Source organism: Janthinobacterium sp. GMG1 (assembly GCF_034427795.1).
Lineage (GTDB): Bacteria > Pseudomonadota > Gammaproteobacteria > Burkholderiales > Burkholderiaceae_D > Janthinobacterium.
In genome coordinates, this window is the sequence record NZ_JAXQNT010000005.1 from 119,213 (window position 1) to 143,868 (window position 24,656).

The following is a 24,656-nucleotide window of genomic DNA, read 5'->3' on the forward strand; positions in this document are numbered from 1 at the left end:
ATGGCCAGCATTCCCCGCAGCGCGTATGCCGAGATGTTCGGCCCCACCAGGGGCGACCGCATCCGCCTGGCCGACACGGAACTGTTCATCGAGATCGAGCATGACTACGCGATCTATGGCGAAGAAGTGAAATTCGGCGGCGGCAAGGTGATCCGCGACGGCATGGGCCAGTCGCAGCGTTGCGCGGCCGAGGTGATGGACACCGTCATCACGAATGCCGTCATCCTCGACCACTGGGGCATCGTCAAAGCCGACATCGGCTTGAAAAATGGGTTGATTTTCGGCATTGGCAAGGCGGGCAATCCGGATATCCAGCCCGGCGTGACCCTGGCCATCGGCGGCGCCACGGAGATCATCGCCGGCGAAGGCCTGATCGTCACGGCCGGCGGCGTCGACACCCACATTCACTTCATCTGCCCGCAGCAGATCGAGGAAGCCCTGATGAGCGGCGTGACCACCATGCTGGGCGGCGGCACGGGGCCGGCTGTGGGCACGGCCGCCACCACCTGCACGCCGGGGCCGTGGCACTTGCACGCCATGCTGGCGGCGGCCGACGCCTTCCCAATGAACCTGGGCTTCATGGGCAAGGGCAACGTCAGCCTGCCGCTGCCGCTGGAAGAGCAGGTGCGCGCGGGCGCCATCGGCCTGAAACTGCACGAAGACTGGGGCAGCACGCCAGCCGCCATCGACAATTGCCTGTCGGTGGCCGACCGCATGGATATCCAGGTGGCGCTGCACAGCGATACCCTCAACGAGGGCGGCTTCCTTGAGCACACCCTGGCCGCGTTCAAGGACCGCACCATCCACACGTTTCACACGGAAGGGGCGGGCGGCGGCCATGCGCCCGACATCATCGCCGCCGTGGGCCAGGCCAACGTGCTGCCCTCGTCGACGAATCCCACACGGCCCTTCACCGTCAACACGCTCGACGAACACCTGGACATGCTGATGGTGTGCCACCACCTGGACCCGGCGATTGCCGAAGACGTGGCCTTTGCCGAGTCGCGCATCCGCCGCGAAACCATCGCCGCGGAAGATATCCTGCACGACATCGGCGCCATCTCGATGATGTCGTCCGACTCGCAGGCGATGGGCAGAGTCGGCGAAGTGATCATGCGCACCTGGCAGACGGCGCACAAGATGAAGGTGCAGCGGGGACCGCTGGCGCCCGACACGGCGCGCAGCGACAACTTCCGCGCCAAGCGCTACATCGCCAAGTACACGATCAACCCGGCCATCACGCATGGCATTTCGCACGTGGTGGGCTCCATCGAGGCGGGCAAGATCGCCGACCTTGTGCTGTGGAAGCCGGCCTTCTTCGGCGTCAAGCCATCGATGATTCTGAAAGGCGGCATGATCGCCGCCGCGCAGATGGGCGACCCGAACGCCTCGATTCCCACGCCGCAGCCCGTGCACTACCGCATGATGTTCGGCGCCTTCGGCGGCGGCCTGAAAAAGTCGTTCACATTTGTGTCGCAGGCGGCTTACGACCTCGATATCGGCCACCAGTTGAAACTGAATAAATCCGTCATCGCCGTGAAGAACATGCGCGGCTTGCGCAAGCACGACATGATCCACAACAGCGCCACGCCGCACATGGAAGTGGACCCGGAAACCTACGCCGTGCGCGCCGACGGCCAGCTGCTCGTGTGCGAGGCGGCCGCCGTGCTGCCGATGGCGCAGCGCTATTTTCTATTTTAGGCAGGAGACATCATGCTCACATTGCATACCAAACTGGGAGCGGACGATGACCGCATCCCGTTCGCCCAACTCGTGCTGCCCTACGACCAGCGCGAAAAGTGCCGGCTGCGCGCCGTGCTGTCGAATGGCGACGACGTGGCCGTGTTCACCGTGCGCGGCACGGTGCTGCGCGATGGCGAGCGCATGACGGGGCCGGAAGGACAGGTGGTGCAGATCGTCGCCGCGCGCGAACCGACCTACCTGGTGCGCTGCCTTGATGCGCATACCCTGCTGCGCTGCGCTTTCCATCTGGGGAACCGCCACACGCAGGCGCAGGTGGGCGACGGCTTTTTGCGCATCCGCAAGGACGTGGTATTGAAGGAGATGCTGGAAGGTTTGCAGGCGAGCGTGACGGAAGAAAGCGCGCCGTTCGAGCCGGAGGCGGGCGCGTATGGCGGCGGCCATGGCCACCACGATGGCCACGGCCAGCACTTGCTGGCGCCCGTGCCGCTGCGGCAGAAAATCCACCGTCCCGGCGATGTGCCAGGCGCTGCATGATGCAGGCGTCGGCCCTGCTGCATTTGCTGCAGTTCGCCAGCCCGGCACTGCCCATCGGCGCCTACAGTTATTCGCAGGGGCTGGAAGCGGCGCTCGAATCCGGCCTGGTGCACGACGCGGCCACGGCGCGCGCGTGGATCGCCCAGCATCTGGCCCAGGTGGTGGCGCGCTGGGAAGCGCCCTTGTGCTGGCGCTTGATGCAGGCCTTTGAAGAACAGGATTTGTGCGCCGTGCAGCGCTGGAGCGAGCGCTTCATCGCTTCGCGCGACACGGCGGAGTTTCGCGCCGAAACCATCCAGATGGGCTATTCGCTGACCAAATTGCTGGCCGAGCTGGGCGTGGCCGACGGCGTCCTGATCGACATGCTGCAGAGCCAGCCGGAAGTGGCCTTGCCCACGGCCTATGCCTGCGCCGTGGCGGCGCTGGCCATTCCGCGTGAAGAGGCGCTGCTGGCCATGCTGTTTGCCTGGGCGGAAAACCAGGTGCTCGTCTGCGTGAAATCCGTGCCGCTGGGGCAGGTGGCGGGGCAGCGTTTGCTGCTGTCGCTGCGGCCGGAGCTGGAAGCGGCGGCCCTGACGGCGCAAACCTTACTAGATGACGAGATGGGCAACTGGGCGCCCGGCCTGTCGCTGCTGTCGATGCGGCACGAAGTGCAGTACAGCCGCCTGTACCGCTCCTGAACACTACCACGAGAGACTACAACATGACATCGATTACCTCAAACCCCCTGCGCGTAGGCATCGGCGGCCCCGTCGGCTCGGGCAAGACGGCCCTGTGCGAAATGCTGTGCAAGGGCATGCGCGAACGCTACGACATGGCCGTCATCACGAATGACATCTACACCAAGGAAGACATGGAAATCCTGCTGCGCGCGGATGCCTTGCCGGCCGAGCGCCTGATGGGCGTGGAAACGGGCGGCTGTCCGCACACGGCGATCCGCGAAGACGCGTCGATCAACCTGGAAGCCATCGCGCGCATGCAGGCAGATTTTCCCAACCTTGATTTGATCCTCGTCGAATCGGGCGGAGATAATTTGGCCGCCACCTTCAGTCCGGAATTGTCGGATCTGACGATTTACGTGATCGACGTGGCCGGTGGCGAAAAAATTCCGCGCAAGGGCGGGCCCGGCATCACGCGCTCCGACTTGTTGATCATTAACAAGACGGACCTGGCGCCGTATGTGGGCGCCAACCTGGACATCATGGCGCAGGACGCCAAGCGCATGCGCGGCGAGCGCCCGTTCGTATTTACGAACCTGCGCAGCGGCGACGGCGTGCAGATCGTCATCGATTTTATCCGCGAGCAAGGTTTGCTCGATCAACCAGGCAAGGAGCTGCAATGAGCGCAAGACTGATGAAGAAAACAGCCGCCGTGGCGGTGCTGTGCCTGCTGGCTTTACCGGCCATGGCCCACCCCGGCCATGGCGAGAGCGCCGGCTTCCTGGCCGGTTTCGCCCATCCGTTCACGGGTATCGACCATTTGCTGGCCATGCTGGGCGTGGGCATCTGGGGCGGCCAGCAGCGCCACAGTCTGGCTCAGCCCGCCACGTTTCTCGGCATGATGCTGCTTGGCGCGCTGGCCGGCATGGTCGGATTGACGCTGCCCGGGCTGGAAACGGGCATCGCCGCCACGGTGGCGCTGGTGGGACTGGCCATCGCGCTGGCGCTGGCCTTGCCGAACTGGCTGGGCATGGGACTGGTGGGCGTGTTCGCCTTGGCGCATGGCAATGCGCATGGCCAGGAATTGCCGGCCGCCTCGGCCGCCTGCGGCTTCATGCTGGCCTCGGCTGTTCTGCTGGGTGCGGGACGTTTCACGGGCCAGGTGCTGGCCGAGCGCATGTTGCGCGTGGCCGGCGTGGCCTTGACGGCCGCCGGCGTGGTGTTGATGGGACTTGCTTAATCGTTTAAGCGCCGGGGCGCTTGTCGGACAGCACGATGGGCGCCGCCTTTTCCGGGTGCAAGCCCTGGTGGCCCGCATACACGGCGGCAATGGCGGCCATGTCGGCGTCCTTGTCGCCCGTCAAGTACAAATGGTCGACGACGCCCAGTACCTTGTTCGGGTAGTCGATGTAGACCAGCAGCAAGGGCACCTTGGCAGCCACGGCCAGGTGATAAAAGCCGCTTTTCCAGTTCGGACGGTAGCTGCGCGTCGCTTCCGGCGTGATGGCCAGCCAGTACCAGTCGGCGGCCAGCATGCGTTCGGCCTGGCGCTGGATCGTGCCGCTGGTGGTGGTGCGGTCGACGGGCTCGCCACCGAGGTAGCGCAGCACCTTGCCCATCGGGCCGCGGAACAGGGAATCCTTGGCCAGCCAGCGGAACGGCAGCGACAGCGCCCATTTGCCGAACAGGCCCACCATGAAATCCCAGTTGGACGTGTGCGGGTAGACGACGGCGATGCCGCGCGGCCCTGGCAGGGGACGGAAGCGCATGCGCCAGCCAAACAGGTGCAGCACACGCAGCGCGCTACGCTGGTGCCAGGTCGGCAAGTCGCCCGCTTGTACAAATAAATCGTCCATTGATACCCTTCAGTGACACTGTTCTTAATGGGATGGCGCTGGTGGCCATTTTCCTTGAAGCAAAATTCTGCGCAGGCATTCTATACGGGGCTGGCGATGGCGACAAGCAGCCGAGGCCGCTATTCATGCGGTGTCGGGGCGGTTGCTACCGCTATTTTAACGATGCTTGACCTCTGTGTCGGGCACTAAATGCGCACAATGTGGTCAAAACTTGATGCAGTCTTGATCCACCCGACAGGGAGCCATGGCATGAAAAACAGTATCGACGAGGTCAATGGGGAGAAGGTGCGAACGGACAAAGTGATGGCCGAGCTCGTCGAGCGGGGCGTTGCTTTCCATCACGCCCTGGGACGGACGGTGGCGACAGCCTATTTGCGCGAGCATGCGGTACCGGTCGAGGTGATACGCCGTGTCTTCAGCAGCGTGCAGGCGCGTCGTCCGGCCCGGCCGGCACGGCGCCGATGGCGCTGACGGTGGGGAACGGCGGCGTATATAAGGCCAGATAAAGTAAGGCGGCGGTCGCTGTGATCGTCACGCAGTCAGTGCGTTGGTATCGTTGCGTCCGCCGCAAGGGGATGAGCAGTGCGGTGCCGCTCAGGAGGCTTTCAGCTTGCCGTTCAGGCTGCTGTTAAGCCCGTGCCGCCAGTGCGGGGTAGTCCGTGTAGCCGGTAGCGTCCGGTGCGTACAGCGTCTCCGGATTCAGCGGATTCAAGGGCGCGTCGCTGTGCAGGCGGGTGGGCAGGTCGGGATTGGCGATGAACCACAGGCCAAAGGCCACGGCGTCGGCTTCCCCCTTGGCTAGCAGGGTTGCGGCCGCTGCCTTGTCCATTTTCTCGTTGGCAATGTAGACGCCGCCAAATTCCTGCTTCAGGTACGGGCCCAGACGGTCTTCGCCCAGCGCTTCGCGTGCGCAGATGAAAGCGATGCCGCGCTTGCCCAGCTCGCGGGCCACATAGCCGAAGGTGGCGCGCGGGTCGGAGTCGCCCATGTCGTGCGCATCGCGGCGCGGCGCCAGGTGCATGCCGACCTTGTCCGCGCCCCACACGGCGATGCACGCGTCCGTCACTTCCAGCATCAAACGGGCGCGGTTTTCAATCGAGCCGCCGTAGTTGTCGGTGCGCAAGTTGGTGCTGTCTTGCAGGAACTGGTCGAGCAAATAGCCATTCGCGCCATGGATTTCCACGCCGTCGAAGCCCGCTTTTTTCGCATTTTCGGCGCCCAGGCGGTAGGCTGCCACGATGCCGGGAATTTCTTCCGTGTCCAGCGCGCGCGGCGTGACGAATTCCTGTTTCGGGCGCAGCAGGCTCACGTGGCCGGCCGGCTTGACGGCGCTGGGCGCCACGGGCAAGTCGCCATCGAGGAAGACGGGGGCGGAAATGCGGCCCACGTGCCACAGCTGCAGCACGATCAGGCCGCCCGCGTCATGCACGGCCTCGGTGATGTGTTTCCAGCCTTCCACCTGTTCCTCGGACCAGATGCCCGGCGTGTCGGCGTAGCCCACGCCCTGTGGCGTGACGGCCGTCGCTTCGGAGATGATCATGCCGGCCGAAGCGCGCTGCGTGTAGTACTCGGCCATCAGGGCGTTGGGTACGCGGCCCGGATTGCCGGCGCGCGAACGCGTCAGCGGCGCCATGATGATGCGGTTTTTCAGTTGCAGACTGCCAATGGTGATGGGGGCGAATAAAGTTGCCATGATTGTTGTCTTTCCTGTCGAGAGTGCCGCGCGCGGCGATGTGGATGCGGTTACAAACCTTGCTGCATGTGGTCGAGAAAGGCCTGAATGGTGGCTTCATTGCGGCTGAAGAAACTCCATTGGCCCACCTTGGTCGCGGAAATCAGGCCCGCCTTCTGCAGGCTGGCCAGGTGCGCCGACACCGTTGATTGCGACAGGTTCAGGCGGCGGTCGATCAAGCCGGCGCACACGCCCAGGTGCAGCGGGTGGTCCTGTTCCTGGAAATACTGTTCCGGCTCCTTCAGCCATTGCAAAATCTGCCGGCGCACCGGATTGGCCAGCGCCTTGTGGATGGCGTCGATATCCATGTTGTTTCTCCTCAATACACAATTCGCTTTTCAGCGATGTATATATCGTGTTTTCCAAATTCTTATATCGTCATATTACGATATAAATGAAAAGCGTGCTGGCGGAGCGCGTTTTTGGAGAGATTCAGGCGGGAAGGGGGTTGCGCTGTAGTACGGCCGGGCCTGTCAACACGATGCGCACCAGGTCCACCTGGCGCTGTGCGCCGGCCTTGGCGGTGGCGCTCTTGATCTGCGTGCGTGCCGTGTGGATGGAAATGCGCTGGCGTTCGGCATATTCCTGCAGGGAGTAGCCGTTGACGAGCGCTTCCGTCAGGCGCGCCTCGGCCACCGTCATGCCATAGAAATTACGCAGGGTGGCGGCCAGGGAGGTGATCAGGTCGCTGCTGTCGCTGAGGAAGACGGCGATGGCGCTGGCCGAACCGAACGGGCTGTGCCAGGAGGGCAGGGGCGTGACGCGCAGGCGCAGCTGTTCGCCCGTCAAGCCGTTCAGGTTGAGCACGCCGCCGGGGCCGCCTGCCGCCGTCGTACCCGTTTGGGCCGCCTCGTGCAGCATGCGCCGCAGCGCGCCGTTGTCCGCTTCGCGCGGGCAATACAGGGGTGCGCCTTCGCGCAGTTGCAGCAACCGCGTCGAAGCCGTCATGGCCAGCGCCCGCTCGTTGGCGTACAGCAATTGCGACGTGGCGTCGAGCAACAGCACGCCAAACGGCAGCAATTCCAGCACCTGGGTGGAACTCCGGGACAGCACTTCCAGCCGGCGCAGCTTGCGCTGCAGGGCAAAGGCTGTTTGCAAATGCGGCATCAGGCTGCGGATCAGCGCCAGCTCGCCCGCCTCGTAGGCGCCCGCCTGCTCGCGGCGCACCACGGTGACATTGGTGGAGCGCTCGGCGCGCAATTCGACGATGGCTGCCGCCGTATAAAAGATGTCTTGCGGGCGCAGCCAGTCCGCCCAGTACTCGGTTTTCTTCAGGCAATGGTCGGGAAACAGCATGGAACCGGTGACGACGGCGCCTTCGCGGTGCAGGGTGGCGTCTTCCAGCCACACATTGCGCGCGCCGTAATAGCTGGCAAAGCTGGCCATGGCGTCCGATTCGAAGCCATACGTGGCGGACAGGCCGCTGCCCGGCAGCTGGACGTCGACCGAGCGGTTGCTGAAATCATTGGCCCAGATCAAACCCGCGTGCGATTTCAGTTGTTGCGCGAAGGCGGCGAGGAATTGCGACCAGGCGCCATGCCGTGTGGCAGCTTCATAGATCAGGGTAATCAGTGCCTGGCTGGCGACGGCGAGCGATGGCGTCATGGGCGATCCTCATGCGGCAAGCGGTGGACAAGATCGCGGGCGGCGTTTGCTGCGGCCGCCCGGCTTCCTTAACGCGATTCCAGCCAGCTTTTGCCACCGGAGGTGCACGTGCTGAGGCTGGCATACTGGCTGATATAGTTATAACCGCTGCCGCAGCCGCCTTCGCCGGATTTGACGGGGCCGTAGCAAGCACCTTCATAGCTGAGCTTACCACTGACAGTGGTGCTTTTGACACAGAAATTGTAATTGCTGGCCGTGGTGTTGTTGGGCAAGGTGGGGCCATTGTTTTGCCCGCAACCGAGTTCCTTGCTCACGCTGCGCGCGTAGTCGACCATTTTCTGGTAAGTGCCGCTGTAGTAGGCATCGGCCTTGGCTTTTTCTCCCTGCTTGCAGGCGGCGACCACGCTGTCGTAGCCGGAATCGGCCTGGGCGTAGTTGCCCGAGACCTGGATGCCGCAGGCGCTGGCCTGTTTGCGTTCCGTATCGCTGATCAGATTGCTGTACTGGCAAGTGGACGAAGTGCCGCCGCTGGCACTGGTGGAGCCGCTGCCCGAGCCACTGTCGTCGCTGCCGCCCCCACCGCAGGCGGACAGCATGAGGCAGCCGAGCAAAGTGACGGCAAAGGTGGTTGGATGTGCTTGCATGATTTCCCCTGTGGACTGTGACTTGCCACCATGTGTCTGGTGGTATCTTTTTTATTGCTACAAGGAATTGTATCGGGCATGTTTTTTGGAAACATCACCCATTTGGGGTATGCGCAGGCAGCACGGAGTGGGGTAGGGCGGCCGGCTGGCCGCCCTGGCAGGGATCAGGCGAAGTGGAACAGCAGCAAGGCGATGACGGCAGGGAGGGTTTGCAGGTAGAGGATGCGCGTCATGACGGTGGCAGCGCCCCACACGCCGGCCACGGCGATGCACGCCAGGCCGAACACGGTAAATGCATGGGCGATGGCCGCGTCCGGATGGAAAAAGCCCAGCGCCAGCGCGGCGACGAGAAAGCCGTTGTAGCAACCCTGGTTCGACATGGCGGGACGCACGATCTCCGCCTTTTCCTTGGACAGGCCAAACACCTTGCGTCCGCGCACATCGAACAGCACGGTTTCCAGCAACACGATGTAGACGTGCAGCAGCAGGATGAGGGCGGTAAGAATCTGGGCCAGAAGTAGCATCATTATTCCCGAGAGTGAATGGATGCAGCAATTATGCTGCCATCAGCATGTTTTTTGGCAACTTTCGATTGGAGCGGCCCCGCTGGTAAAATGTGCTGACGGCAAGAGTTTTCACCCAATGGTATACTTTTCCCTTTGCTCCTGTGGGGACGACCCCGCTCGATGTGGGGGCTGCATGGCGGGGACGACCCTGCCGCCTCGGGAGAAAAGTATGGCGTGGATCATTCTGGTATTGGCGGGCTTGCTGGAAATCGGCTGGGCCATCGGCCTTAAATACAGTGCCGGTTTTACGCGTCTCGTGCCATCCGTACTGACCGCCATTTCCATGCTGGGCAGCGTGTTGATGCTGGGCCTGGCCTTGCGCACTTTGCCTCTGGGCACGGCCTACGCCATCTGGACGGGCATCGGTACCGTCGGCACGGCCATCTTCGGCATCATGGTGCTGGGTGAACCGGCCAGCGCCGCGCGCATCGCCTGCATCGCGCTGATCGTGTCGGGCATCCTGGGCTTGAAACTGCTCAGCCCACAATAAAGGATGCCAGCATGAGTCTCGCCATGACGTATTTTTACCTGGCCATCGCCATCATCGCCGAAGTGATCGCCACCAGCGCCTTGAAGGCGTCCGAGGGCTTCAGCCGCTTGTGGCCCAGTGTCATCACCGTGATTGGCTACAGCATCGCTTTCTGGTGCTTGTCGCTGACCTTGAAGGTCATTCCTACCGGCATCGTCTACGCCATCTGGTCGGGCGTGGGCATCGTGCTCATTTCCGCCGTCGGCTGGTTCTGGTTCAAGCAAAGCCTCGACACGCCGGCCCTGATCGGCCTGGGGCTGATCATTGCCGGCGTGCTCGTCATCAACCTGTTTTCCAAGTCGGTCGGTCACTGATCAAAAGCTGGCGGCGACCCTTGCCAGGTAATACCACTCGGCATTCGGCGCCGCATTCACGTCCGGGAACAGGATGTAGGCGTCGAATTCGGCCGTCACGGGCGTGCCGTCCGCGCGCACGCCGATCTGGTCGCCCTGTTGCACCTTGTCAAAGCTGGACCAGGTCTTGATGAAGCGGTCGCCCGCATCGAGCTTGTCATGCACGACAACCATGTTCAGCGCTTCCATGTCGGCGTCGGCGATCGGATTCGGTTGCGGCGCGTCAATGAAACCCAGGAAAGCCAGGGTGTTCATGATGGCGCGGTAGGCCACATCTGGCGCGGCCGGGTCCGCGTGCTGGCCGCATTCCAGGGTCAGTGCATAGCCGCCCGTCGAGCGCATGTATTCCGTCGTGCCCACGCCATAGCGCAACACCATGCCTACCTGGTCACTGCTGCCCAGGCGGCGCTGCACGCCGGCGCCATACGTTTGCAGCCAGCCATCGACGAAGCGGCGCACGCCCAGGCGGCGCGCCAGCGCGCGTTCCTTGTCTTCGTGCTTGAACGGTTGTAGCGGGCCATCGTTGTTACGTGGCCCCACCATGACGAAAGGCTGACTGTCCGCATTGAACGAGTGCAAGTCCAGCAGCACGTCATGCTGTCCCAGCAGGGGGCACAGCCAGTTGGCGATGCGATCTTCGAAATCCTGCGGATTGTCGTTTGGGAACAGGTTGCGGTTCAGGTTGCGGTCGCCGCTGCGCACGCCCTTGGCGTAAGCGAGCGGGTTGGTGATGGGTACGAACGTGACGCTGCCGGCCACGATGGAGAGGGCGCCGCTGTCGAGTTCAGCCATCACGCGTTGAATACCCTTGGTGCCGCAGGTTTCATTGCCGTGCACGGCGCCGGTGACGATCAGGCGCGGGCCGCTGCCCTGGCCCGTGTAGTTGATGGACTTGAAGTGGAGTGCGCTGCTCATGCTGGACATATCCTATGCTGTTGCGGGAAGGGAAAGCGGGGTCGGCATATTTTAGCGGGATTCGCCGCGGACGCCTGTAAAAATGTGGCCATGGCAGCGTGTGGCATGGCATGATCGGCGCCACCGTTGTTTTCCCTTGCGATTCCATGCCGTCTTCTTCATCTTCTTCCCGCCTGTATGGCCTCGACACCTTGCGCGCGCTGGCCATCGTGCTCGTCTTCATGAATCATTATTTGCTGTTCGTCAGCGACGGCGGGGCGTTTGGTTTCTGGGGCGAAATCGGCTGGGTGGGCGTGGACCTGTTCTTTGCCCTCAGCGGCTATCTGATCGGCAACCAGATATTCGCGGCCTTGCGCAGCGAGCATGGCTTTTCCTTGCCACGTTTCTATGCGCGGCGCTTCCTGCGCACCTTGCCCAGTTTTTATGCCGTGCTGGCCCTGTACTACCTGTGGCCCGCATTTCGCGGCGATAGCGCGCTGCTTCCCCTGTGGAAATTCCTGACCTTTACGCAAAACATCAACCTGACGCCGGGTACGGCGTTTTCCCATGCGTGGTCGCTGTGCGTGGAAGAGCAGTTCTACGTGCTGCTGCCGGCTGTGGCGCTGGTCATTGCCGCTTGCCGCAAGTCGCTGCTGTGGGCGTGGCTGGCCGTGGCCGCCAGCTTTATCGTCGGCATGCTGGTGCGCGCGTATCTGTGGGAGGAATATGTGCAAGTGCCGCGCGGCGGCCTCGGTTATTACAAGTATATTTATTACGCGTCGTGGTGCCGCTTCGACGAGCTGGTGGCGGGCGTGGCGCTGGCGCTGCTGAAAAACCACCATCCGGCAGCCTGGTCGCGCCTGACCTCCTACGGCAACCGCAGCTTGCTGGTGGGAATCGTTGCTACGGCGCTGATGTTTTATGTGTTTCTCACCGATCACTATGGCTATTGGGTGACGGTGTTCGGCTATCCGGCCCTGGCGGCCAGTTTTACCTTGTTGCTGATCGCGGCGCTCAGTCCCGCCAGTGTCTTATATCAACTGCGCGTGCCGGGCGCGGCCAGCCTGGCCCTGTGGTCGTATGCAATTTATTTGCTGCACAAGCAGCTGTGCATCCTGCTGCGTCCGATCTTGCTGGATATCGGTTACGGACCGGACAGCCTGAGTGCCATGCTGGTGATGATTATGTTGAGCATCGCCACGGGCTGGCTCCTATATAGATTGGTGGAAACGCCATTCATGCGCCTGCGGGCACGCTACGTTCCCGCCAATCACGTTTGATCTACATATCGATGACGTCGAGTCCACGCGGCGTGCCGACCAGTAACTCCAGGATGGCATGCACGCGCAGATTCGTCTCTTCATGTTCCGTGTTGTAGATCAGGGTGCGCAGGCCGGGCACGACTTCCGTGATGTGGTCGCTGGCGTAGGCATTGATCAATAACAAGACCAGATCCGTGGCGCCCGCGCCGGGCTGGCGCCGCAGACGGTCATGGATCACGTTCAGCAGTGCGCGCTGCATGCGCGGCGTGGGATTGGTGATGTAGGCGAAGACGCTTGGCGTGTTGGCGATGGCCGCGCAGATGCGCCGTTCGATCTCGTCGGGCTTCACGTCGGAGGCGATATCGAAATATGCGGCTTCCCAGCGCGTGCGCGCGTGCGGGTGGCCGGGCGGGAAGGAGTCGGCCGTTTCAAAACCGCAGATGCGGCTCAGGGTTTTCAGCCAGGCTAATAGGGTGGAGTTCATGCCGCGATTCTAGCGGCATTCCGCGTGCACCGGGCCGTGTCTATATAAAGGGTGCTGACGCCCGGAGAAATGATTAAAGTTTCCTGTAAAACAGCCCTTGTCATTCTGGGAAAGCCTCTCTATAATGCTGGTCTTCGGGGCGGTTAGTTCAGCTGGTTAGAATACTTGGTCGACATCCAAGGGGTCGGGGATTCGAATTCCTCACCGCCCACCAGAATTTAGCAGTAGATGGTTTTCAAGACGATTGCTGATGCAGTAATCGATAAAAAGTTTTACGGGCGGTTAGTTCAGCTGGTTAGAATACTTGGTCGACATCCAAGGGGTCGGGGATTCGAATTCCTCACCGCCCACCAGAATGCAGTTAGAGAGAAAGGGTAAACCGGTTATGACACCGCGAACTACTACCAAGCTTTGGGAGTGACGCTAGTCGAACGGGTTTCCTTTGTCTCAAGAAAGTGAAAAACGCGGCTAGTCCGCGTTTTTTTGCGTCTGCGTTTTCCTTTCAGTTATTTTACCCATCACATCGCAGTTTTACCTGGCGCCAGCGCCGATATGGAGATCAATATGCTTACAATCCGACTTCCCGATGGTTCCGCCCGTCAATTTGACGGCCCGGTCACCGTGGCCCAGGTTGCGGCCAATATTGGTGCCGGCCTGGCCAAGGCTGCCCTGGCCGGCAAGGTCGACGGTAAACTGGTCGACACCTCCTATCTGATCGAGCAAGACGCGGAACTGGCGATTGTGACGGACAAGGACGCCGATGGCCTGGAAGTGATCCGCCACTCGACGGCCCACTTGCTGGCGTATGCCGTCAAGGAATTATTCCCTGACGCGCAAGTGACCATCGGTCCCGTGATCGATAACGGCTTTTACTATGATTTCGCCTACAAGCGTCCGTTCACGCCCGAAGATTTGACGGCGATCGAAAAGAAAATGGCGGAACTGGCCAAGAAAGATGAGCAAGTCACGCGCAAGGTGGTCGCGCGCGACGAAGCCATCGAATACTTCAAGGGCATTGGCGAGGCGTACAAGGCGGAGCTGATCGGCTCGATCCCGGCCGACCAGGAAGTGTCGCTGTATTCCGAAGGCAAGTTCACGGACTTGTGCCGCGGCCCCCACGTGCCATCGACGGGCAAACTGAAAGTGTTCAAGCTGATGAAGCTGGCTGGCGCCTACTGGCGCGGCGACTCGAAAAACGAGATGTTGCAGCGCATCTATGGCACGGCCTGGGCCAAGAAGGAAGACCAGGAGCTGTACTTGCACAATCTGGAAGAGGCGGAAAAGCGCGATCACCGCAAATTGGGCAAGCAGCTCGATTTCTTCCATTTCCAGGAAGAAGCGCCAGGCCTGATCTTCTGGCATCCGAAAGGCTGGTCGATCTGGCAGCAAGTCGAGCAATACATGCGTAATGTGTACCAGGTCAACGGCTACCAGGAAGTCAAGGCGCCGCAAATTCTCGATCGTGGCCTGTGGGAAAAAACCGGTCACTGGGACAATTACCGTGAAAACATGTTCATCACGGAATCGGAAAACCGCGCCTATGCGCTGAAACCGATGAATTGCCCTGGCCATATCCAGATTTTCAACAATGGCATGCGCAGCTACCGTGACTTGCCACTGCGCTACGGCGAATTCGGCCAGTGCCACCGCAATGAGCCGTCGGGCGCCTTGCACGGCATGATGCGCGTGCGCGGCTTTACACAGGATGATGGCCACATTTTCTGCCTGGAAGAGCAGATTGCCGGCGAAGTGACGGCCTTCCACCAGCAGGCGATGGATGTGTACACGGCTTTCGGCTTCACGAATATCGATGTGAAACTGGCCTTGCGTCCGGATAACCGCATCGGCACGGAAGAGTCGTGGGATTTCGCCGAGGAATCCCTGCGTTCGGCCTTGCGCGCTTGTGGCGTGGAATGGACGGAATTGCCGGGCGAGGGTGCGTTCTACGGTCCGAAGATCGAGTATCACCTGAAGGACAGCCTGGGCCGCGCATGGCAAGTGGGTACCGTGCAGATCGACCCGTCGATGCCGGGCCGCCTGGGTGCCGAATACGTAGCCGTGGACAACACGCGCCAGGTGCCGATCATGCTGCACCGCGCGATCGTCGGTTCGCTGGAACGTTTCATTGGCATCCTGATCGAACACTATGCGGGTGCCATGCCCTTGTGGTTGTCGCCGGTGCAAGTGTCGGTGTTGAATATTTCCGACGCTCAAGCCGACTATGTACAGGAAGTTACAACAAAACTGCGCAAAGCGGGGCTGCGCGTACAGGCTGATTTGCGTAACGAGAAGATTACCTATAAAATACGTGAACATTCCGTACAAAAATTGCCTTACATCTTAGTAATTGGCGACAAAGAGCGGGATGCGAATACAGTGGCCGTGCGGGCGCGGGGCAATATCGATCTGGGCGTCATGTCCGTCGATGCCCTGATTGAGCGACTCAAACATGAAGTCGACACCAAGGCCTGACGAGGAAACTCGCTGCACGACCGTCTTACAAGATTTTTAAAGGAAATTACAATAGCTACTGACAAGTCACATCGCATCAATGGCGAAATCACTGCCCCTGAAATGCGTTTAAGCGGGGTCGATAACGAGCCACTCGGTATCGTAAGTTTGGCTGAAGCCTTCCGCCTGGCGGAAGAGGCAAACGTCGACCTGGTGGAAATTGCGCCTACCGCGCAGCCACCGGTGTGCCGTTTGATGGACTACGGCAAATTTAAGTATTCGGAGCAAAAGAAAGCTCACGAAGCCAAATTGAAGCAAAAGATCATCCTCGTGAAGGAAGTCAAATTCCGTCCGGGGACTGATGATGGTGACTACAATATCAAGTTGCGTAATCTCATCAAGTTCCTCGAAGATGGCGATAAAACCAAGATCACCTTGCGTTTCCGCGGTCGTGAGATGGCGCATCAGGATATTGGCTTCCGCATGCTGGAACGTCTGAAAGCCGATCTGGAGCCGTATGGCCAGGTCGAGCAGTTCCCGAAGATGGAAGGCCGCCAAATGATCATGGTTCTTTCGCCTAAGAAGAAGAAGTAAGCTACAATAGCGTTTTACTGTGGATCGACGTGGTTTGTGCCAGCATTGGTACGACACCAGATTCCAGGCAGAATTTTGCGCGGCCCGGTCAGTAATGCCCGGGCCGCGTGAACTGTAGTGGACTCGCATCCGCTGCACAACATGTGAAAGCAGGCATCTAAGCGCAGCGTCGTGTTGCCACCTGCAATCCTGTTATAAATGGAGCTGTCCGTAAGAGGACAGATTGCTATGCCTAAAATGAAGACCAAAAGCTCTGCGAAAAAACGTTTTCGCGTGCGTCCGGGTGGTACTGTTAAATGTGGTCATGCGTTCAAACGCCACATCTTGACCAAGAAAACCACCAAGCTGAAACGCGCTCTGCGCGGTACCACCAATGTCGCTGCGTCTGACGTGAAATCCGTCTACCGCATGATGCCGACTGCTTAATCTCACACTCAATATAAGGAGTTACTATGCCTAGAGTAAAACGTGGGGTTACAGCTCGTGCCCGTCATAAAAAGATTCTTGTTCAAGCTAAAGGCTACCGTGGTCGCCGCAGCCGTGTATACCGTGTTGCCAAGCAAGCAGTTATGCGCGCTGGCCAATACGCTTACCGCGATCGCCGCAACAAGAAGCGCGTTTTCCGCCGCCTGTGGATCGCCCGTATCAACGCCGCTTCCCGTGAGCATGGCGTAACGTACAGCGTATTCATGAACGGCTTGAAAAAAGCAAATATCGAACTGGACCGTAAAGTCCTGGCCGATATGGCTGTGATGGACAAGCCAGCATTCGCTGCGATTGTCAACGCAGTTAAAGCAAAAATCGCTGCGTAAGCATCGGTGATTGCACAACGTCATCCGTAGGGTGACGTTATAAAGAGCGGGGCAGGGGTGTGAACCTTATGCCCCGTTTCCGTTTTTGATTGTTGGGTTCTAGATTACTAAATCCAGGATTGATTTCCAAAACAGGAAAAGCCGCATGAACTCCCTAGAAGAACTCGTCGTCTCGGCCCAGGCTGACTTTATCGCCGCCGCAGACGCTGCCGCACTTGAAAACGCCAAAGCCCGCTACCTGGGCAAGACTGGCCAGATTACTGAAATGATGAAGGGCCTGGGCAAACTGGATCCGGACGCGCGCAAGGCGCAAGGCGCCCTGATCAACGCCGTCAAAGTGCAGATCGAAGACGCGCTGACGGCGCGCCGTGATGCATTGGCCGATGCCCAGATGCAAGGTCGTCTGAACGCCGAAGCGATCGACGTGACCCTGCCAGGCCGTGGCCGCATGCCCGGCGGCATCCATCCCGTGATGCGCACGTGGGAACGTGTCGAGGAAATCTTCCGTTCCATCGGTTTCGACGTGGCCGACGGCCCCGAAATCGAAAACGACTGGACCAACTTCACGGCGCTCAACAGCCCGGAAAACCACCCAGCCCGTTCCATGCAAGACACCTTCTACATCGATGGCAATGACACCGATGGCAAGCCCTTGCTGCTGCGTACGCACACGAGCCCGATGCAGGTGCGCTATGCACGCACGCACACGCCGCCGATCAAGGTCATCGCACCGGGCCGCACCTACCGCGTCGACAGCGACGCCACCCATTCGCCGATGTTCCACCAGGTCGAAGGCCTGTGGATCGCCGAAGACATCAGCTTTGCCGACCTGAAGGGCGTGTACCTGAATTTCGTCAAGGCCTTCTTTGAAACGGACGACCTGCAGGTGCGCTTCCGCCCGTCTTACTTCCCGTTCACGGAACCGTCGGCCGAGATCGACATCGCCTTTGGCTCCGGCCCCTTGAAAGGCCGTTGGCTGGAAGTGTCGGGCGCCGGCCAGGTGCATCCGACCGTGGTGAAAAACTTCGGCCTCGATCCCGAGAAATTCATCGGTTTTGCTTTCGGCTCCGGCCTGGAACGCTTGACGATGCTGCGCTACGGCATCAACGACCTGCGCCTGTTTTATGAAGGCGACTTGCGTTTCCTGAAGCAGTTCAACTAAGCATTGTTCCGTTTGATTCATGGCGCTTGAGCGCCTGTGCGCTCGCGCTGTGAGCTTTGACCCTTTGAAGGCTTGATTATGCAATTTTCCGAAAACTGGCTCCGTACCATGGTCGATCCGAAGATGACTTCGGACGAACTGGCCCATCTGCTGACCATGTCCGGTCTCGAAGTCGAGGACGTCGATCCTGTCGCCCCGCCGTTCTCGAACGTGGTGGTGGGCCTGGTCCTGGAGATGGAAAAACATCCGAATGCGGACCGCCTGAATGTGTGCCAGGTCGATGTCGGCACGGGCACCATGCTTAACATCGTTTGCGGCGCACCGAACGTGCGCCCGGGCTTGAAAGTCGTCTGCGCGATGGCGGGCGCCGTGCTGCCGCCTGGCGCCGATGGCAAGCCGTTTGAAATCAAGGTGGGCCAGCTGCGCGGCGTCGAGTCGCAAGGCATGCTGTGCTCCGCGCGCGAATTGAAATTGTCGGAAGAAAACGCCGGCCTGATGGAATTGCCGGACGACGCGCCGATCGGCCAGAATTTCCGCGATTACTTTGCGCTCAACGACTTGAAATTCACCATCAAGTTGACGCCGAACAAGGCGGACTGCCTGTCCGTGCTGGGTGTCGCGCGCGAAGTGTCGGCCTTGACGGGCGTGCCCCTGAATGTGCCGCAATTCCGTACCGTGCCGGTTTCCAGCGATGAAATCCTGCCCGTGAAAGTCAGCGCGCCGGACCTGTGCGGCCGTTTCACGGGCCGTGTCATCCGCGGCTTGAACGCCAAGGCAGCCACGCCGGACTGGATGAAGCAGCGCCTCGAGCGCAGCGGCCAGCGTCCGCTGTCGGCCCTGGTCGATATTTCCAACTATGTCATGCTGGAACTGGGCCGTCCTAGCCACGTGTTTGACCTGGCCAAGATTCACGGCAGCCTCGACGTGCGTTGGGGCAAGGCTGGCGAATCCGTCAAGCTGTTGAATGGCAACACCATCGCCGTCGACGAGTGGATCGGCGTCATTGCCGACGAGCAGGAAATCGAATCGCTGGCCGGTATCATGGGCGGCGACGCCAGCTCGGTGTCGGACGATACGGACAGCATCTACCTGGAAGCGGCCTTCTGGTGGCCGAACGCGATTCAAGGCCGCGCGCGCCGCTTGAATTTCTCGACCGATGCGGCGCACCGCTTCGAGCGCGGCGTCGATTTCGCCACCAACGTCGAGCACATCGAGCGCATCACGGCCCTGATCGTGGAAATCTGCGGCACGCCAGCGACCACCGTCGGCCCCGTCGACGACCACGTGGTGAACCTGCCGCAACGCCAGCCCGTGTCGATGCGCACGGCGCGCGCGCAGAAAGTCATCGGCGTGCCGCTCAATGATGAGCTGATCGCCGATATCTTCACGCGCCTGGCCCTGCCATTCACTTTGCTTGATGGCGTGTTTTCCGTGACGTCGCCCAGCTACCGTTTCGACATCGAGATCGAGGAAGACTTGATCGAGGAAGTGGCGCGCGTGTACGGTTTTGAAAACATCCCGACCTTGCCGCCCGTGGCAGCGAACGTGATGCAGATTGCACCAGAAAATACCCGCTCCTTGTTTGCGGTACGTCATGAGCTGGCCGACCTGGGCTTCCAGGAAGTGGTTAACATGAGCTTTGTCGATACGGCATGGGAGCGCGATTTCTCGGGCAACGCGAATCCGATCAAATTGCAGAACCCGATCGCCAGCCAGATGAGCGTGATGCGTTCCTCGCTGATCGGCAGCCTGATCGCCAATGTGCGCTATAACCTGAACCGCAAGACGAACCGCGTGCGTATCTTCGAAGTGGGCGCCATCTACCAGCGCGACGACAGCGTGGAAAACGGTCCCCTGTCGGTGGCTGGCTACGCCCAGCCGAAGCGCGTGGCCGCGATGGCCTACGGCGCGGTGGCCGACGAGCAGTGGGGCCAGGCTGCACGCACGGTCGACTTCTTCGACGTGAAGGCGGACCTGGAAGCGCTGTTCGCGCCGCTGGTCTTGCGTTTCACCAAGGCGGAACATCCGGCCCTGCATCCGGGCCGTTCGGCCAACGTGGAGCTTGATGGCAAGGTCATCGGTTTCATCGGCGAATTGCACCCGCGCTGGATGCAAAAGTACGACTTGCCGCTGGCGCCCGTGCTGTTCGAAGTCGACGCCGCTGCCCTGACGCAACGAGGCGTGCCGGTGTACCAGGAAATCTCGAAATTCCCTGGCGCCAGCCGCGATCTGGCCGTCGTCGTCAAGCAATCGGTAGCCGTGCAGGATCTGCTCGACAGCTTCCACGCCGCGGCCAAGTCGAGCCCGGCAGCGCGTATCGTGCAAGCCATTGTTTTATTTGATGAATATCGTGGAAAAGGGCTGGAAGCGGATGAAAAAAGCCTTGCTTTCCGGATTAGCTTGCAAGATACTCAAAACACCCTGCAAGACGATGTCGTCGATGGCCTGATGGCTGTCCTGATCGATGCCGCCAAGCAGGGCCACGACGCGAAACTGCGTTCGTAATTACCGGACTGGCCGTCGCCTAGCGTGACGGCCTTTCCGTCGTCAACCGTAGACGAGCCTGCCATGTGGCGGGTTCGGGCGCACAGAAAAGGCAGGGCAGGAAAATTAATAACAGCGACGTTGATTCCGCCGTACTGCAATCCGCACTGGCTGCCGATCTGCATCGGGCCATGCTGGTTGCCAAGGTGCGCCAGGAAGCGGAAAAAGATTTACCCACCTTGACCAAGGCAGAGCTGGCCGAACTGTTGTTCGAGCAAGTGGGCCTGAACAAGCGCGAAGCGAAGGATATGGTCGAGACCTTTTTCGACGAGATCCGCAACGCGCTCGAACGGGGCGAGGCCGTCAAGCTGTCCGGTTTCGGCAACTTCCAGTTGCGCGACAAGCCGCAACGGCCGGGCCGCAATCCGAAGACGGGCGAAGAGATTCCCATCACGGCACGCCGTGTCGTGACCTTTCATGCGAGCCAGAAGCTGAAAAGCATGGTCGAAGAGACCAGTCCGCTGGCACGTGCTGCCTGAGTGAGTGGCGATGAACGAGCGCATCAGTAAAACCGAGTTGATCGCCTTGCCGCCCATTCCGGCGAAACGCTATTTCACGATCGGCGAGGTGAGCGAGTTGTGCGGCGTCAAACCGCATGTATTGCGCTACTGGGAGCAGGAGTTTTCCCAGCTCAAGCCGGTCAAACGACGTGGTAACCGCCGCTATTATCAGCACCACGAGGTGCTGCTGATACGCCGCATCCGCGAATTGCTGTACGAGCAGGGCTTTACCATCAGCGGCGCGCGCAACAAGCTCGACAGCCGTGGCGCCTCGCATGCCATCGTTGACGAGCTGCCTGTGCTGCCGGCCATGCCTGTCGTGCCGCAGGAAGCGCCGCTGGACCGCGCGTGGATACGCAATGAATTAATTGCGATTTTAAACTTGCTAAAATAAGATTTGTACCAATATAGGTGGGGTTGTCCGGTACCGGTGACTATACTGCATGGGCTTGCTGCCTTGACGCAGCCGGTAACGTACGGCGCGCCATATTTTGAATATAATGTTAATGTTGCGTTTTTGTTAGTGACGCTGAACCGGAGCAGCGTTCAGGTTCCGGTAGTCTTTCCCAGGCCAGGAAAATTTAAGGGGAAACAATGATACGCGTTGCCATTTGTGATGATCACCAAATAGTAAGAGCTGGATTCAAACAGATTTTTTCGTCGTCAAGCGACTTCAGTGTGGTGGCGGAAGCCGGTACCGGGCGCGAAGCGCTCGATATCGCCCGCCGCGAAATATGTGACGTGTTGCTGCTCGATATCGCCATGCCCGATCAGAGCGGCATCGATACCTTGCGCACGATCCGCCAGGGCCAGCCGGAATTGCCCGTGCTGATCCTCAGCGGCTATCCTGCGCAGCAATACGCGCTGAACCTGTTCAAGATGGGCGCGAATGGCTATCTGAACAAGGAATGCGAAGCCGATGAGCTGATGACGGCCGTGCGCACCGTATTCCAGGGACGCCGCTATGTCAGTTCCACCGTCGGTGAATTGCTGGCGCAATCGTTCGACCGCGATACGAATGCCGCCCTGCATACGGAATTATCGGACCGCGAGTTCCAGGTCTTCCTGCGCCTGGCGCGCGGCGCCACCGTGTCCGATATCGGTGTCGCCTTGTCGCTGAGCATCAAGACGGTGAGTACTTACCGTACGCGCATCATGGAAAAAATGGGCTTGCAATCCAACAGCGACTTGACCTATTACGCAATGAAAAACAATTTGCTTGACTAGCGCTGCGGTGCGATCATGGAAACATGATCGCTCAGCCAGCCAGCCAGCACGACTTGTGCAGTGCAGCAGTTTGTGGCGAGGACTATAATTGGCCGGCGCCGGCGTTTTCTCCCGCGCCGAACCTTGCTAAGGATGCACATCAGGATGTATTTCACCGCTGAACCGGCCCCGAATCACCGCCTGCCCCTCTACAAGACGATCCTGTGCGTGACTTGCGCCTTGCTGCTTGTACTCAATGGTTTCAGTCTCTATCACAACCTGCAGTCGCTGAAGGGCACGAACGCCTTGCTCAGCCAGAGCGCCCGCGTGGCGGACCGCCTGCAGTATTTGAACGTGCTCGTGCTCGATGCGGAAAGCAGCTTGCGCGGCTATTTCATTTCCGGCTCCGAAACCTATCTGGGGCCGTCGAAGACGGCCACCACCGAAATTGAAAACGAATTCAACGAGCTGCAAACCTTGCTCGCGGGCAGTCCCACCCAGCTGAAAAACCTGGGCCAGCTGAAAAGCTTGATCCGCCGCAAGATGTCGATGTTGCAACAGTCGATCGACGTCTACAAGCAGGGCGGATTGGCCGAGATCGTCAATATTTCCCGCGTGACCGATGACCGCGCCACCATGGACGAGATCCGCCTGCAGGTGGTGATCATGACGCGCGAGCAGAATGAAGCGCTGTCGTCCGGCAGCGCCGCCTTTTATCATGAATACCAGAAAGCCGTGCTGCTCGGCATCGGCATCAATGCCCTGGCCATCCTCGTGCTGATCATGTTTTACCAGCTGGTGCGGCGCAGCTTCCAGAACCGCGCGGCCGTCGAGTATGCATTGCAAAATGCCAATGACAACCTGGAATCGACGGTCAGCAAGCGCACGGAGCAGTTATCCGTGCTGTCGCGCCATTTGATCAGCGTCAATGAAGTGGAAAAGGCGCGCCTGGCGCGCGAACTGCACGATGAGCTGGGCGCCAACCTGACTTCGATCAGCATGGATCTGGGCGCCGTCACCCAGCAACTGGCGCACACGCAGCCGGAACTGGCTGCGCAATTGCGCCGCGCCAAGGCGACCTTGCTGGAAACGGTGGAACTGAAGCGCCGCATCGTCGAAGACCTGCGCCCGAGCCTGCTGGACAATCTGGGCCTGTGTGCCGCCATCGAAAGCTATTGCGAGGATTTTGCGCGCATGAGTTCCGTGCGCTGCGAAACGGACGTGGCCATCAATATCGACAACCGCGAAGCCACCCTGACGATAGCCCTGTTCCGCATCGTGCAGGAATCGCTGACGAACATCCTGAAATATGCACGCGCCGGCATGGTCAGCGTGACCTTGAAACGCAACGAGCACGGCTTGGTGCTGCGCGTCATCGACGACGGCATCGGCATCACGGAAGATGCGCTGCAGAAACCCATGTCGCACGGTTTGCTGGGCATGCGCGAGCGGGCCTTGCTGCTGGGCGGCACCCTCACCGTGCGCCAGGGTCCGGAAGGCAAGGGGACGTGCGTGGAAGCCGTGATTCCGCTGCCGCTGACGCCGGAACCGGAAGACATCGATGCGGATGCCGAAGCGTAATTGTCGTTAAAGCAAAAAAAATGGCCGGGCATGCAGCCCGGCCATTTTTATTTGTCTTGCCTGATCAGCAGCGCGATACGTCGCGCAGCAAGCGGTCGTATTCCGTCTTGGCCACTTTGTAGCACTCGCCCGCATAGCATTCCAGGCCGGCGCGGTCCAGCACTGTGATATTGCCGCGGCGATAGTGGATCAAGCCTTCTTCCTGCAGCTTGCCGGCGGCGGCCGTGATGCTTTCGCGGCGCACGCCCAGCATGATGGAGATCAGCTCTTGCGTGACTTTCAATTCGTTCGATGGCGAACGGTCCAGGCGGTCCAGCAGCCAGCGGCACAGCTTTTGCTCGATCGAGCTGTGGCGGCCACCGACGGCGTTCTGCGCCATTTGCGCAAACAGGGCGTTGGTGTAGCGCATCAGCAGCTGGGGCAGGGCGCCGCCTTGATTGAAGGCATCGCGCAAGCTTTGCGTTTTCAGGCGGTAGCCATAGCCGGCGCTTTGCACGACAGCCGTGCACATGGCGCGTTCGCCTGCCAGCAGCGAGGCACCGGCCACGCCTTCATGGCCGACGACGGCGATTTCCGTCGTGGCGCCGTCTTCCATTACATACAGCAAGGAAATGATGGCGGTGGTGGGGAAATAGCTGTATTCCAGGTTGTTACCGTAGGCATACAATTCCTTGCCGAAAGGCAGTTCCACCAGTTCCAGGTCTTCGAACAGCGATTCGAGCGCGGCGCGCGGCAGGGCGGCCAGCAATTCATTCTGTTGGGCACTGCTGAGACTAACCCGCGACGCAAGCTTGATTTCCCGTCCGGCTGCCGGCATGGCGCGCGGCAGCAACTGGTTCTTCTGGACCGGGGCGATAAGTTGAGTATGGCTCATAGTATTCCTCACAGGCTTTTTACATCGGAGTGCGACTGCCGCGTTGCTGGTCAAAAAAAGTTGCCGCATCCATCTTGGAACAGCGTTTTTTTTCGACCGCGCGGTGCAGA

The 24,656-nt window shown here is 60.3% G+C and carries 28 protein-coding genes and 2 tRNA genes; 21 read left to right on the forward strand and 9 right to left on the reverse strand.

Annotated elements, in window-relative coordinates; genetic code table 11:
• Genes ureC through SJI03_RS15395 form a run of 5 tightly spaced genes read left to right on the forward strand, consistent with a single transcriptional unit; the run spans position 1 to position 4,137 of the window.
• The gene (gene ureC, locus SJI03_RS15375) at positions 1 to 1,701 is read left to right on the forward strand and encodes an urease subunit alpha (RefSeq protein WP_322427760.1); all 1,701 of its coding nucleotides are present in this window, start codon (positions 1 to 3) and stop codon (positions 1,699 to 1,701) included.
• A 12-nt stretch (positions 1,702 to 1,713) separates the two neighbouring features.
• Positions 1,714 to 2,238, forward strand: coding sequence for an urease accessory protein UreE (ureE, locus tag SJI03_RS15380; RefSeq protein WP_322427761.1), 525 nt, complete (start codon positions 1,714 to 1,716; stop codon positions 2,236 to 2,238).
• On the forward strand, positions 2,238 to 2,918 hold the full coding sequence (locus SJI03_RS15385; protein ID WP_099378830.1) for an urease accessory protein UreF: 681 nt from the start codon (positions 2,238 to 2,240) through the stop codon (positions 2,916 to 2,918). Before ureE ends, SJI03_RS15385 begins: the two co-directional genes overlap by 1 nt.
• A gap of 23 nt (positions 2,919 to 2,941) precedes the next feature.
• Entirely contained in the window at positions 2,942 to 3,580 is a 639-nt protein-coding gene (gene ureG / locus SJI03_RS15390; protein ID WP_070258073.1) for an urease accessory protein UreG, read from the forward strand.
• The gene (locus SJI03_RS15395) at positions 3,577 to 4,137 is read left to right on the forward strand and encodes a HupE/UreJ family protein (protein WP_233516194.1); all 561 of its coding nucleotides are present in this window, start codon (positions 3,577 to 3,579) and stop codon (positions 4,135 to 4,137) included. The genes ureG and SJI03_RS15395 overlap by 4 nt, the downstream gene beginning before the upstream one ends.
• 4 nt (positions 4,138 to 4,141) lie before the next feature.
• Here the strand turns inward: SJI03_RS15395 and SJI03_RS15400 are convergent, their stop codons facing one another.
• A complete protein-coding gene (locus SJI03_RS15400) occupies positions 4,142 to 4,753 on the reverse strand; it encodes a 1-acyl-sn-glycerol-3-phosphate acyltransferase (RefSeq protein ID WP_322427763.1) in 612 nt (203 codons plus the stop codon).
• A gap of 249 nt (positions 4,754 to 5,002) precedes the next feature.
• On the opposite strand from SJI03_RS15400, the gene SJI03_RS15405 reads away from it, so the two are divergent.
• On the forward strand, positions 5,003 to 5,224 hold the full coding sequence (locus SJI03_RS15405) for a hypothetical protein (protein ID WP_099378736.1): 222 nt from the start codon (positions 5,003 to 5,005) through the stop codon (positions 5,222 to 5,224).
• A gap of 157 nt (positions 5,225 to 5,381) precedes the next feature.
• Here SJI03_RS15405 and SJI03_RS15410 read toward each other — a convergent pair whose 3' ends face one another.
• The 5 genes from SJI03_RS15410 to SJI03_RS15430 form a co-directional block, all read right to left on the reverse strand.
• Entirely contained in the window at positions 5,382 to 6,446 is a 1,065-nt protein-coding gene (locus SJI03_RS15410) for an alkene reductase (RefSeq protein ID WP_322427765.1), read from the reverse strand.
• Between the two features lie 50 nt (positions 6,447 to 6,496).
• On the reverse strand, positions 6,497 to 6,793 hold the full coding sequence (locus tag SJI03_RS15415) for an ArsR/SmtB family transcription factor (RefSeq protein WP_034751927.1): 297 nt from the start codon (positions 6,791 to 6,793) through the stop codon (positions 6,497 to 6,499).
• 124 nt (positions 6,794 to 6,917) lie between these two features.
• Positions 6,918 to 8,090, reverse strand: coding sequence for a helix-turn-helix transcriptional regulator (locus SJI03_RS15420; RefSeq protein WP_035819963.1), 1,173 nt, complete (start codon positions 8,088 to 8,090; stop codon positions 6,918 to 6,920).
• A 68-nt stretch (positions 8,091 to 8,158) separates the two neighbouring features.
• Positions 8,159 to 8,734, reverse strand: coding sequence for a hypothetical protein (locus SJI03_RS15425; RefSeq protein ID WP_278316333.1), 576 nt, complete (start codon positions 8,732 to 8,734; stop codon positions 8,159 to 8,161).
• Positions 8,735 to 8,898: 164 nt separating this feature from the next.
• Positions 8,899 to 9,261: a DUF1304 domain-containing protein gene (locus SJI03_RS15430; RefSeq protein ID WP_416208752.1), complete on the reverse strand. Its 363-nt coding sequence runs from the start codon at positions 9,259 to 9,261 to the stop codon at positions 8,899 to 8,901.
• A gap of 208 nt (positions 9,262 to 9,469) precedes the next feature.
• Between SJI03_RS15430 and sugE the strand changes: the two genes are divergently transcribed.
• Positions 9,470 to 9,790 (forward strand): quaternary ammonium compound efflux SMR transporter SugE, encoded by a 321-nt coding sequence (gene sugE, locus SJI03_RS15435; RefSeq protein WP_099378740.1) that lies wholly within the window; start codon positions 9,470 to 9,472, stop codon positions 9,788 to 9,790.
• A gap of 23 nt (positions 9,791 to 9,813) precedes the next feature.
• Positions 9,814 to 10,143: an SMR family transporter gene (locus SJI03_RS15440; RefSeq protein WP_070280339.1), complete on the forward strand. Its 330-nt coding sequence runs from the start codon at positions 9,814 to 9,816 to the stop codon at positions 10,141 to 10,143.
• Here SJI03_RS15440 and SJI03_RS15445 read toward each other — a convergent pair whose 3' ends face one another.
• A complete protein-coding gene (locus SJI03_RS15445; protein ID WP_099378741.1) occupies positions 10,144 to 11,106 on the reverse strand; it encodes a succinylglutamate desuccinylase/aspartoacylase domain-containing protein in 963 nt (320 codons plus the stop codon).
• A gap of 101 nt (positions 11,107 to 11,207) precedes the next feature.
• Here SJI03_RS15445 and SJI03_RS15450 point away from each other — a divergent pair, with 101 nt between their 5' ends.
• A complete protein-coding gene (locus tag SJI03_RS15450; RefSeq protein ID WP_322427767.1) occupies positions 11,208 to 12,356 on the forward strand; it encodes an acyltransferase in 1,149 nt (382 codons plus the stop codon).
• A gap of 1 nt (position 12,357) precedes the next feature.
• On the opposite strand, the gene SJI03_RS15455 is transcribed toward SJI03_RS15450, so the two are convergent.
• On the reverse strand, positions 12,358 to 12,822 hold the full coding sequence (locus SJI03_RS15455; protein ID WP_099378743.1) for a hypothetical protein: 465 nt from the start codon (positions 12,820 to 12,822) through the stop codon (positions 12,358 to 12,360).
• A 137-nt stretch (positions 12,823 to 12,959) separates the two neighbouring features.
• Here SJI03_RS15455 and SJI03_RS15460 point away from each other — a divergent pair.
• The 12 genes from SJI03_RS15460 to SJI03_RS15515 all read left to right on the forward strand — a co-directional run bounded on the left by SJI03_RS15460 (position 12,960) and on the right by SJI03_RS15515 (position 23,672).
• Positions 12,960 to 13,036 (forward strand) — tRNA-Val (locus SJI03_RS15460).
• Between the two features lie 62 nt (positions 13,037 to 13,098).
• Positions 13,099 to 13,175: transfer RNA gene (locus tag SJI03_RS15465), tRNA-Val, on the forward strand.
• A gap of 211 nt (positions 13,176 to 13,386) precedes the next feature.
• Positions 13,387 to 15,294 (forward strand): threonine--tRNA ligase, encoded by a 1,908-nt coding sequence (thrS, locus tag SJI03_RS15470; RefSeq protein ID WP_322427768.1) that lies wholly within the window; start codon positions 13,387 to 13,389, stop codon positions 15,292 to 15,294.
• Between the two features lie 12 nt (positions 15,295 to 15,306).
• The gene (gene infC, locus SJI03_RS15475) at positions 15,307 to 15,867 is read left to right on the forward strand and encodes a translation initiation factor IF-3 (RefSeq protein ID WP_205711303.1); all 561 of its coding nucleotides are present in this window, start codon (positions 15,307 to 15,309) and stop codon (positions 15,865 to 15,867) included.
• Between the two features lie 228 nt (positions 15,868 to 16,095).
• Positions 16,096 to 16,293, forward strand: a complete 198-nt coding sequence (rpmI, locus tag SJI03_RS15480; protein WP_010399216.1) for a 50S ribosomal protein L35 — start codon at positions 16,096 to 16,098, stop codon at positions 16,291 to 16,293.
• Between the two features lie 26 nt (positions 16,294 to 16,319).
• The gene (gene rplT / locus SJI03_RS15485) at positions 16,320 to 16,679 is read left to right on the forward strand and encodes a 50S ribosomal protein L20 (RefSeq protein WP_010399214.1); all 360 of its coding nucleotides are present in this window, start codon (positions 16,320 to 16,322) and stop codon (positions 16,677 to 16,679) included.
• Between the two features lie 145 nt (positions 16,680 to 16,824).
• Positions 16,825 to 17,841, forward strand: coding sequence for a phenylalanine--tRNA ligase subunit alpha (pheS, locus tag SJI03_RS15490; protein ID WP_034751917.1), 1,017 nt, complete (start codon positions 16,825 to 16,827; stop codon positions 17,839 to 17,841).
• Between the two features lie 78 nt (positions 17,842 to 17,919).
• On the forward strand, positions 17,920 to 20,346 hold the full coding sequence (pheT, locus tag SJI03_RS15495) for a phenylalanine--tRNA ligase subunit beta (RefSeq protein WP_322427771.1): 2,427 nt from the start codon (positions 17,920 to 17,922) through the stop codon (positions 20,344 to 20,346).
• Between the two features lie 170 nt (positions 20,347 to 20,516).
• Entirely contained in the window at positions 20,517 to 20,864 is a 348-nt protein-coding gene (locus SJI03_RS15500; RefSeq protein ID WP_010399205.1) for an integration host factor subunit alpha, read from the forward strand.
• 10 nt (positions 20,865 to 20,874) lie between these two features.
• On the forward strand, positions 20,875 to 21,279 hold the full coding sequence (locus tag SJI03_RS15505) for a MerR family transcriptional regulator (protein ID WP_099378745.1): 405 nt from the start codon (positions 20,875 to 20,877) through the stop codon (positions 21,277 to 21,279).
• Between the two features lie 200 nt (positions 21,280 to 21,479).
• The gene (locus tag SJI03_RS15510) at positions 21,480 to 22,112 is read left to right on the forward strand and encodes a response regulator transcription factor (protein WP_034783185.1); all 633 of its coding nucleotides are present in this window, start codon (positions 21,480 to 21,482) and stop codon (positions 22,110 to 22,112) included.
• A gap of 144 nt (positions 22,113 to 22,256) precedes the next feature.
• On the forward strand, positions 22,257 to 23,672 hold the full coding sequence (locus SJI03_RS15515) for a CHASE3 domain-containing protein (protein ID WP_099378746.1): 1,416 nt from the start codon (positions 22,257 to 22,259) through the stop codon (positions 23,670 to 23,672).
• Positions 23,673 to 23,736: 64 nt separating this feature from the next.
• Here the strand turns inward: SJI03_RS15515 and SJI03_RS15520 are convergent, their stop codons facing one another.
• Positions 23,737 to 24,546 (reverse strand): Crp/Fnr family transcriptional regulator, encoded by an 810-nt coding sequence (locus SJI03_RS15520; protein WP_034783188.1) that lies wholly within the window; start codon positions 24,544 to 24,546, stop codon positions 23,737 to 23,739.
• Positions 24,547 to 24,656: the final 110 nt, after the last annotated feature.

Bases quoted from the DNA above. Each gene is read 5' to 3' on its own strand.
- SJI03_RS15420 (WP_035819963.1), bottom strand. From the start codon at position 8,090: ATGACGCCATCGCTCGCCGTCGCCAGCCAGGCACTGATTACCCTGATC.
- ureE (WP_322427761.1), top strand. From the start codon at position 1,714: ATGCTCACATTGCATACCAAACTGGGAGCGGACGATGACCGCATCCCG.
- pheS (WP_034751917.1), top strand. From the start codon at position 16,825: ATGAACTCCCTAGAAGAACTCGTCGTCTCGGCCCAGGCTGACTTTATC.
- SJI03_RS15395 (WP_233516194.1), top strand. From the start codon at position 3,577: ATGAGCGCAAGACTGATGAAGAAAACAGCCGCCGTGGCGGTGCTGTGC.
- SJI03_RS15385 (WP_099378830.1), top strand. From the start codon at position 2,238: ATGCAGGCGTCGGCCCTGCTGCATTTGCTGCAGTTCGCCAGCCCGGCA.
- SJI03_RS15500 (WP_010399205.1), top strand. From the start codon at position 20,517: ATGCTGGTTGCCAAGGTGCGCCAGGAAGCGGAAAAAGATTTACCCACC.
- SJI03_RS15405 (WP_099378736.1), top strand. From the start codon at position 5,003: ATGAAAAACAGTATCGACGAGGTCAATGGGGAGAAGGTGCGAACGGAC.
- sugE (WP_099378740.1), top strand. From the start codon at position 9,470: ATGGCGTGGATCATTCTGGTATTGGCGGGCTTGCTGGAAATCGGCTGG.
- rpmI (WP_010399216.1), top strand. From the start codon at position 16,096: ATGCCTAAAATGAAGACCAAAAGCTCTGCGAAAAAACGTTTTCGCGTG.
- SJI03_RS15415 (WP_034751927.1), bottom strand. From the start codon at position 6,793: ATGGATATCGACGCCATCCACAAGGCGCTGGCCAATCCGGTGCGCCGG.
- SJI03_RS15430 (WP_416208752.1), bottom strand. From the start codon at position 9,261: ATGATGCTACTTCTGGCCCAGATTCTTACCGCCCTCATCCTGCTGCTG.
- ureG (WP_070258073.1), top strand. From the start codon at position 2,942: ATGACATCGATTACCTCAAACCCCCTGCGCGTAGGCATCGGCGGCCCC.
- SJI03_RS15505 (WP_099378745.1), top strand. From the start codon at position 20,875: ATGAACGAGCGCATCAGTAAAACCGAGTTGATCGCCTTGCCGCCCATT.
- pheT (WP_322427771.1), top strand. From the start codon at position 17,920: ATGCAATTTTCCGAAAACTGGCTCCGTACCATGGTCGATCCGAAGATG.
- thrS (WP_322427768.1), top strand. From the start codon at position 13,387: ATGCTTACAATCCGACTTCCCGATGGTTCCGCCCGTCAATTTGACGGC.
- SJI03_RS15455 (WP_099378743.1), bottom strand. From the start codon at position 12,822: ATGAACTCCACCCTATTAGCCTGGCTGAAAACCCTGAGCCGCATCTGC.
- SJI03_RS15515 (WP_099378746.1), top strand. From the start codon at position 22,257: ATGTATTTCACCGCTGAACCGGCCCCGAATCACCGCCTGCCCCTCTAC.
- rplT (WP_010399214.1), top strand. From the start codon at position 16,320: ATGCCTAGAGTAAAACGTGGGGTTACAGCTCGTGCCCGTCATAAAAAG.
- SJI03_RS15410 (WP_322427765.1), bottom strand. From the start codon at position 6,446: ATGGCAACTTTATTCGCCCCCATCACCATTGGCAGTCTGCAACTGAAA.
- SJI03_RS15510 (WP_034783185.1), top strand. From the start codon at position 21,480: ATGATACGCGTTGCCATTTGTGATGATCACCAAATAGTAAGAGCTGGA.
- SJI03_RS15440 (WP_070280339.1), top strand. From the start codon at position 9,814: ATGACGTATTTTTACCTGGCCATCGCCATCATCGCCGAAGTGATCGCC.
- SJI03_RS15520 (WP_034783188.1), bottom strand. From the start codon at position 24,546: ATGAGCCATACTCAACTTATCGCCCCGGTCCAGAAGAACCAGTTGCTG.
- SJI03_RS15445 (WP_099378741.1), bottom strand. From the start codon at position 11,106: ATGTCCAGCATGAGCAGCGCACTCCACTTCAAGTCCATCAACTACACG.
- SJI03_RS15450 (WP_322427767.1), top strand. From the start codon at position 11,208: ATGATCGGCGCCACCGTTGTTTTCCCTTGCGATTCCATGCCGTCTTCT.
- ureC (WP_322427760.1), top strand. From the start codon at position 1: ATGGCCAGCATTCCCCGCAGCGCGTATGCCGAGATGTTCGGCCCCACC.
- SJI03_RS15425 (WP_278316333.1), bottom strand. From the start codon at position 8,734: ATGCAAGCACATCCAACCACCTTTGCCGTCACTTTGCTCGGCTGCCTC.
- SJI03_RS15400 (WP_322427763.1), bottom strand. From the start codon at position 4,753: ATGGACGATTTATTTGTACAAGCGGGCGACTTGCCGACCTGGCACCAG.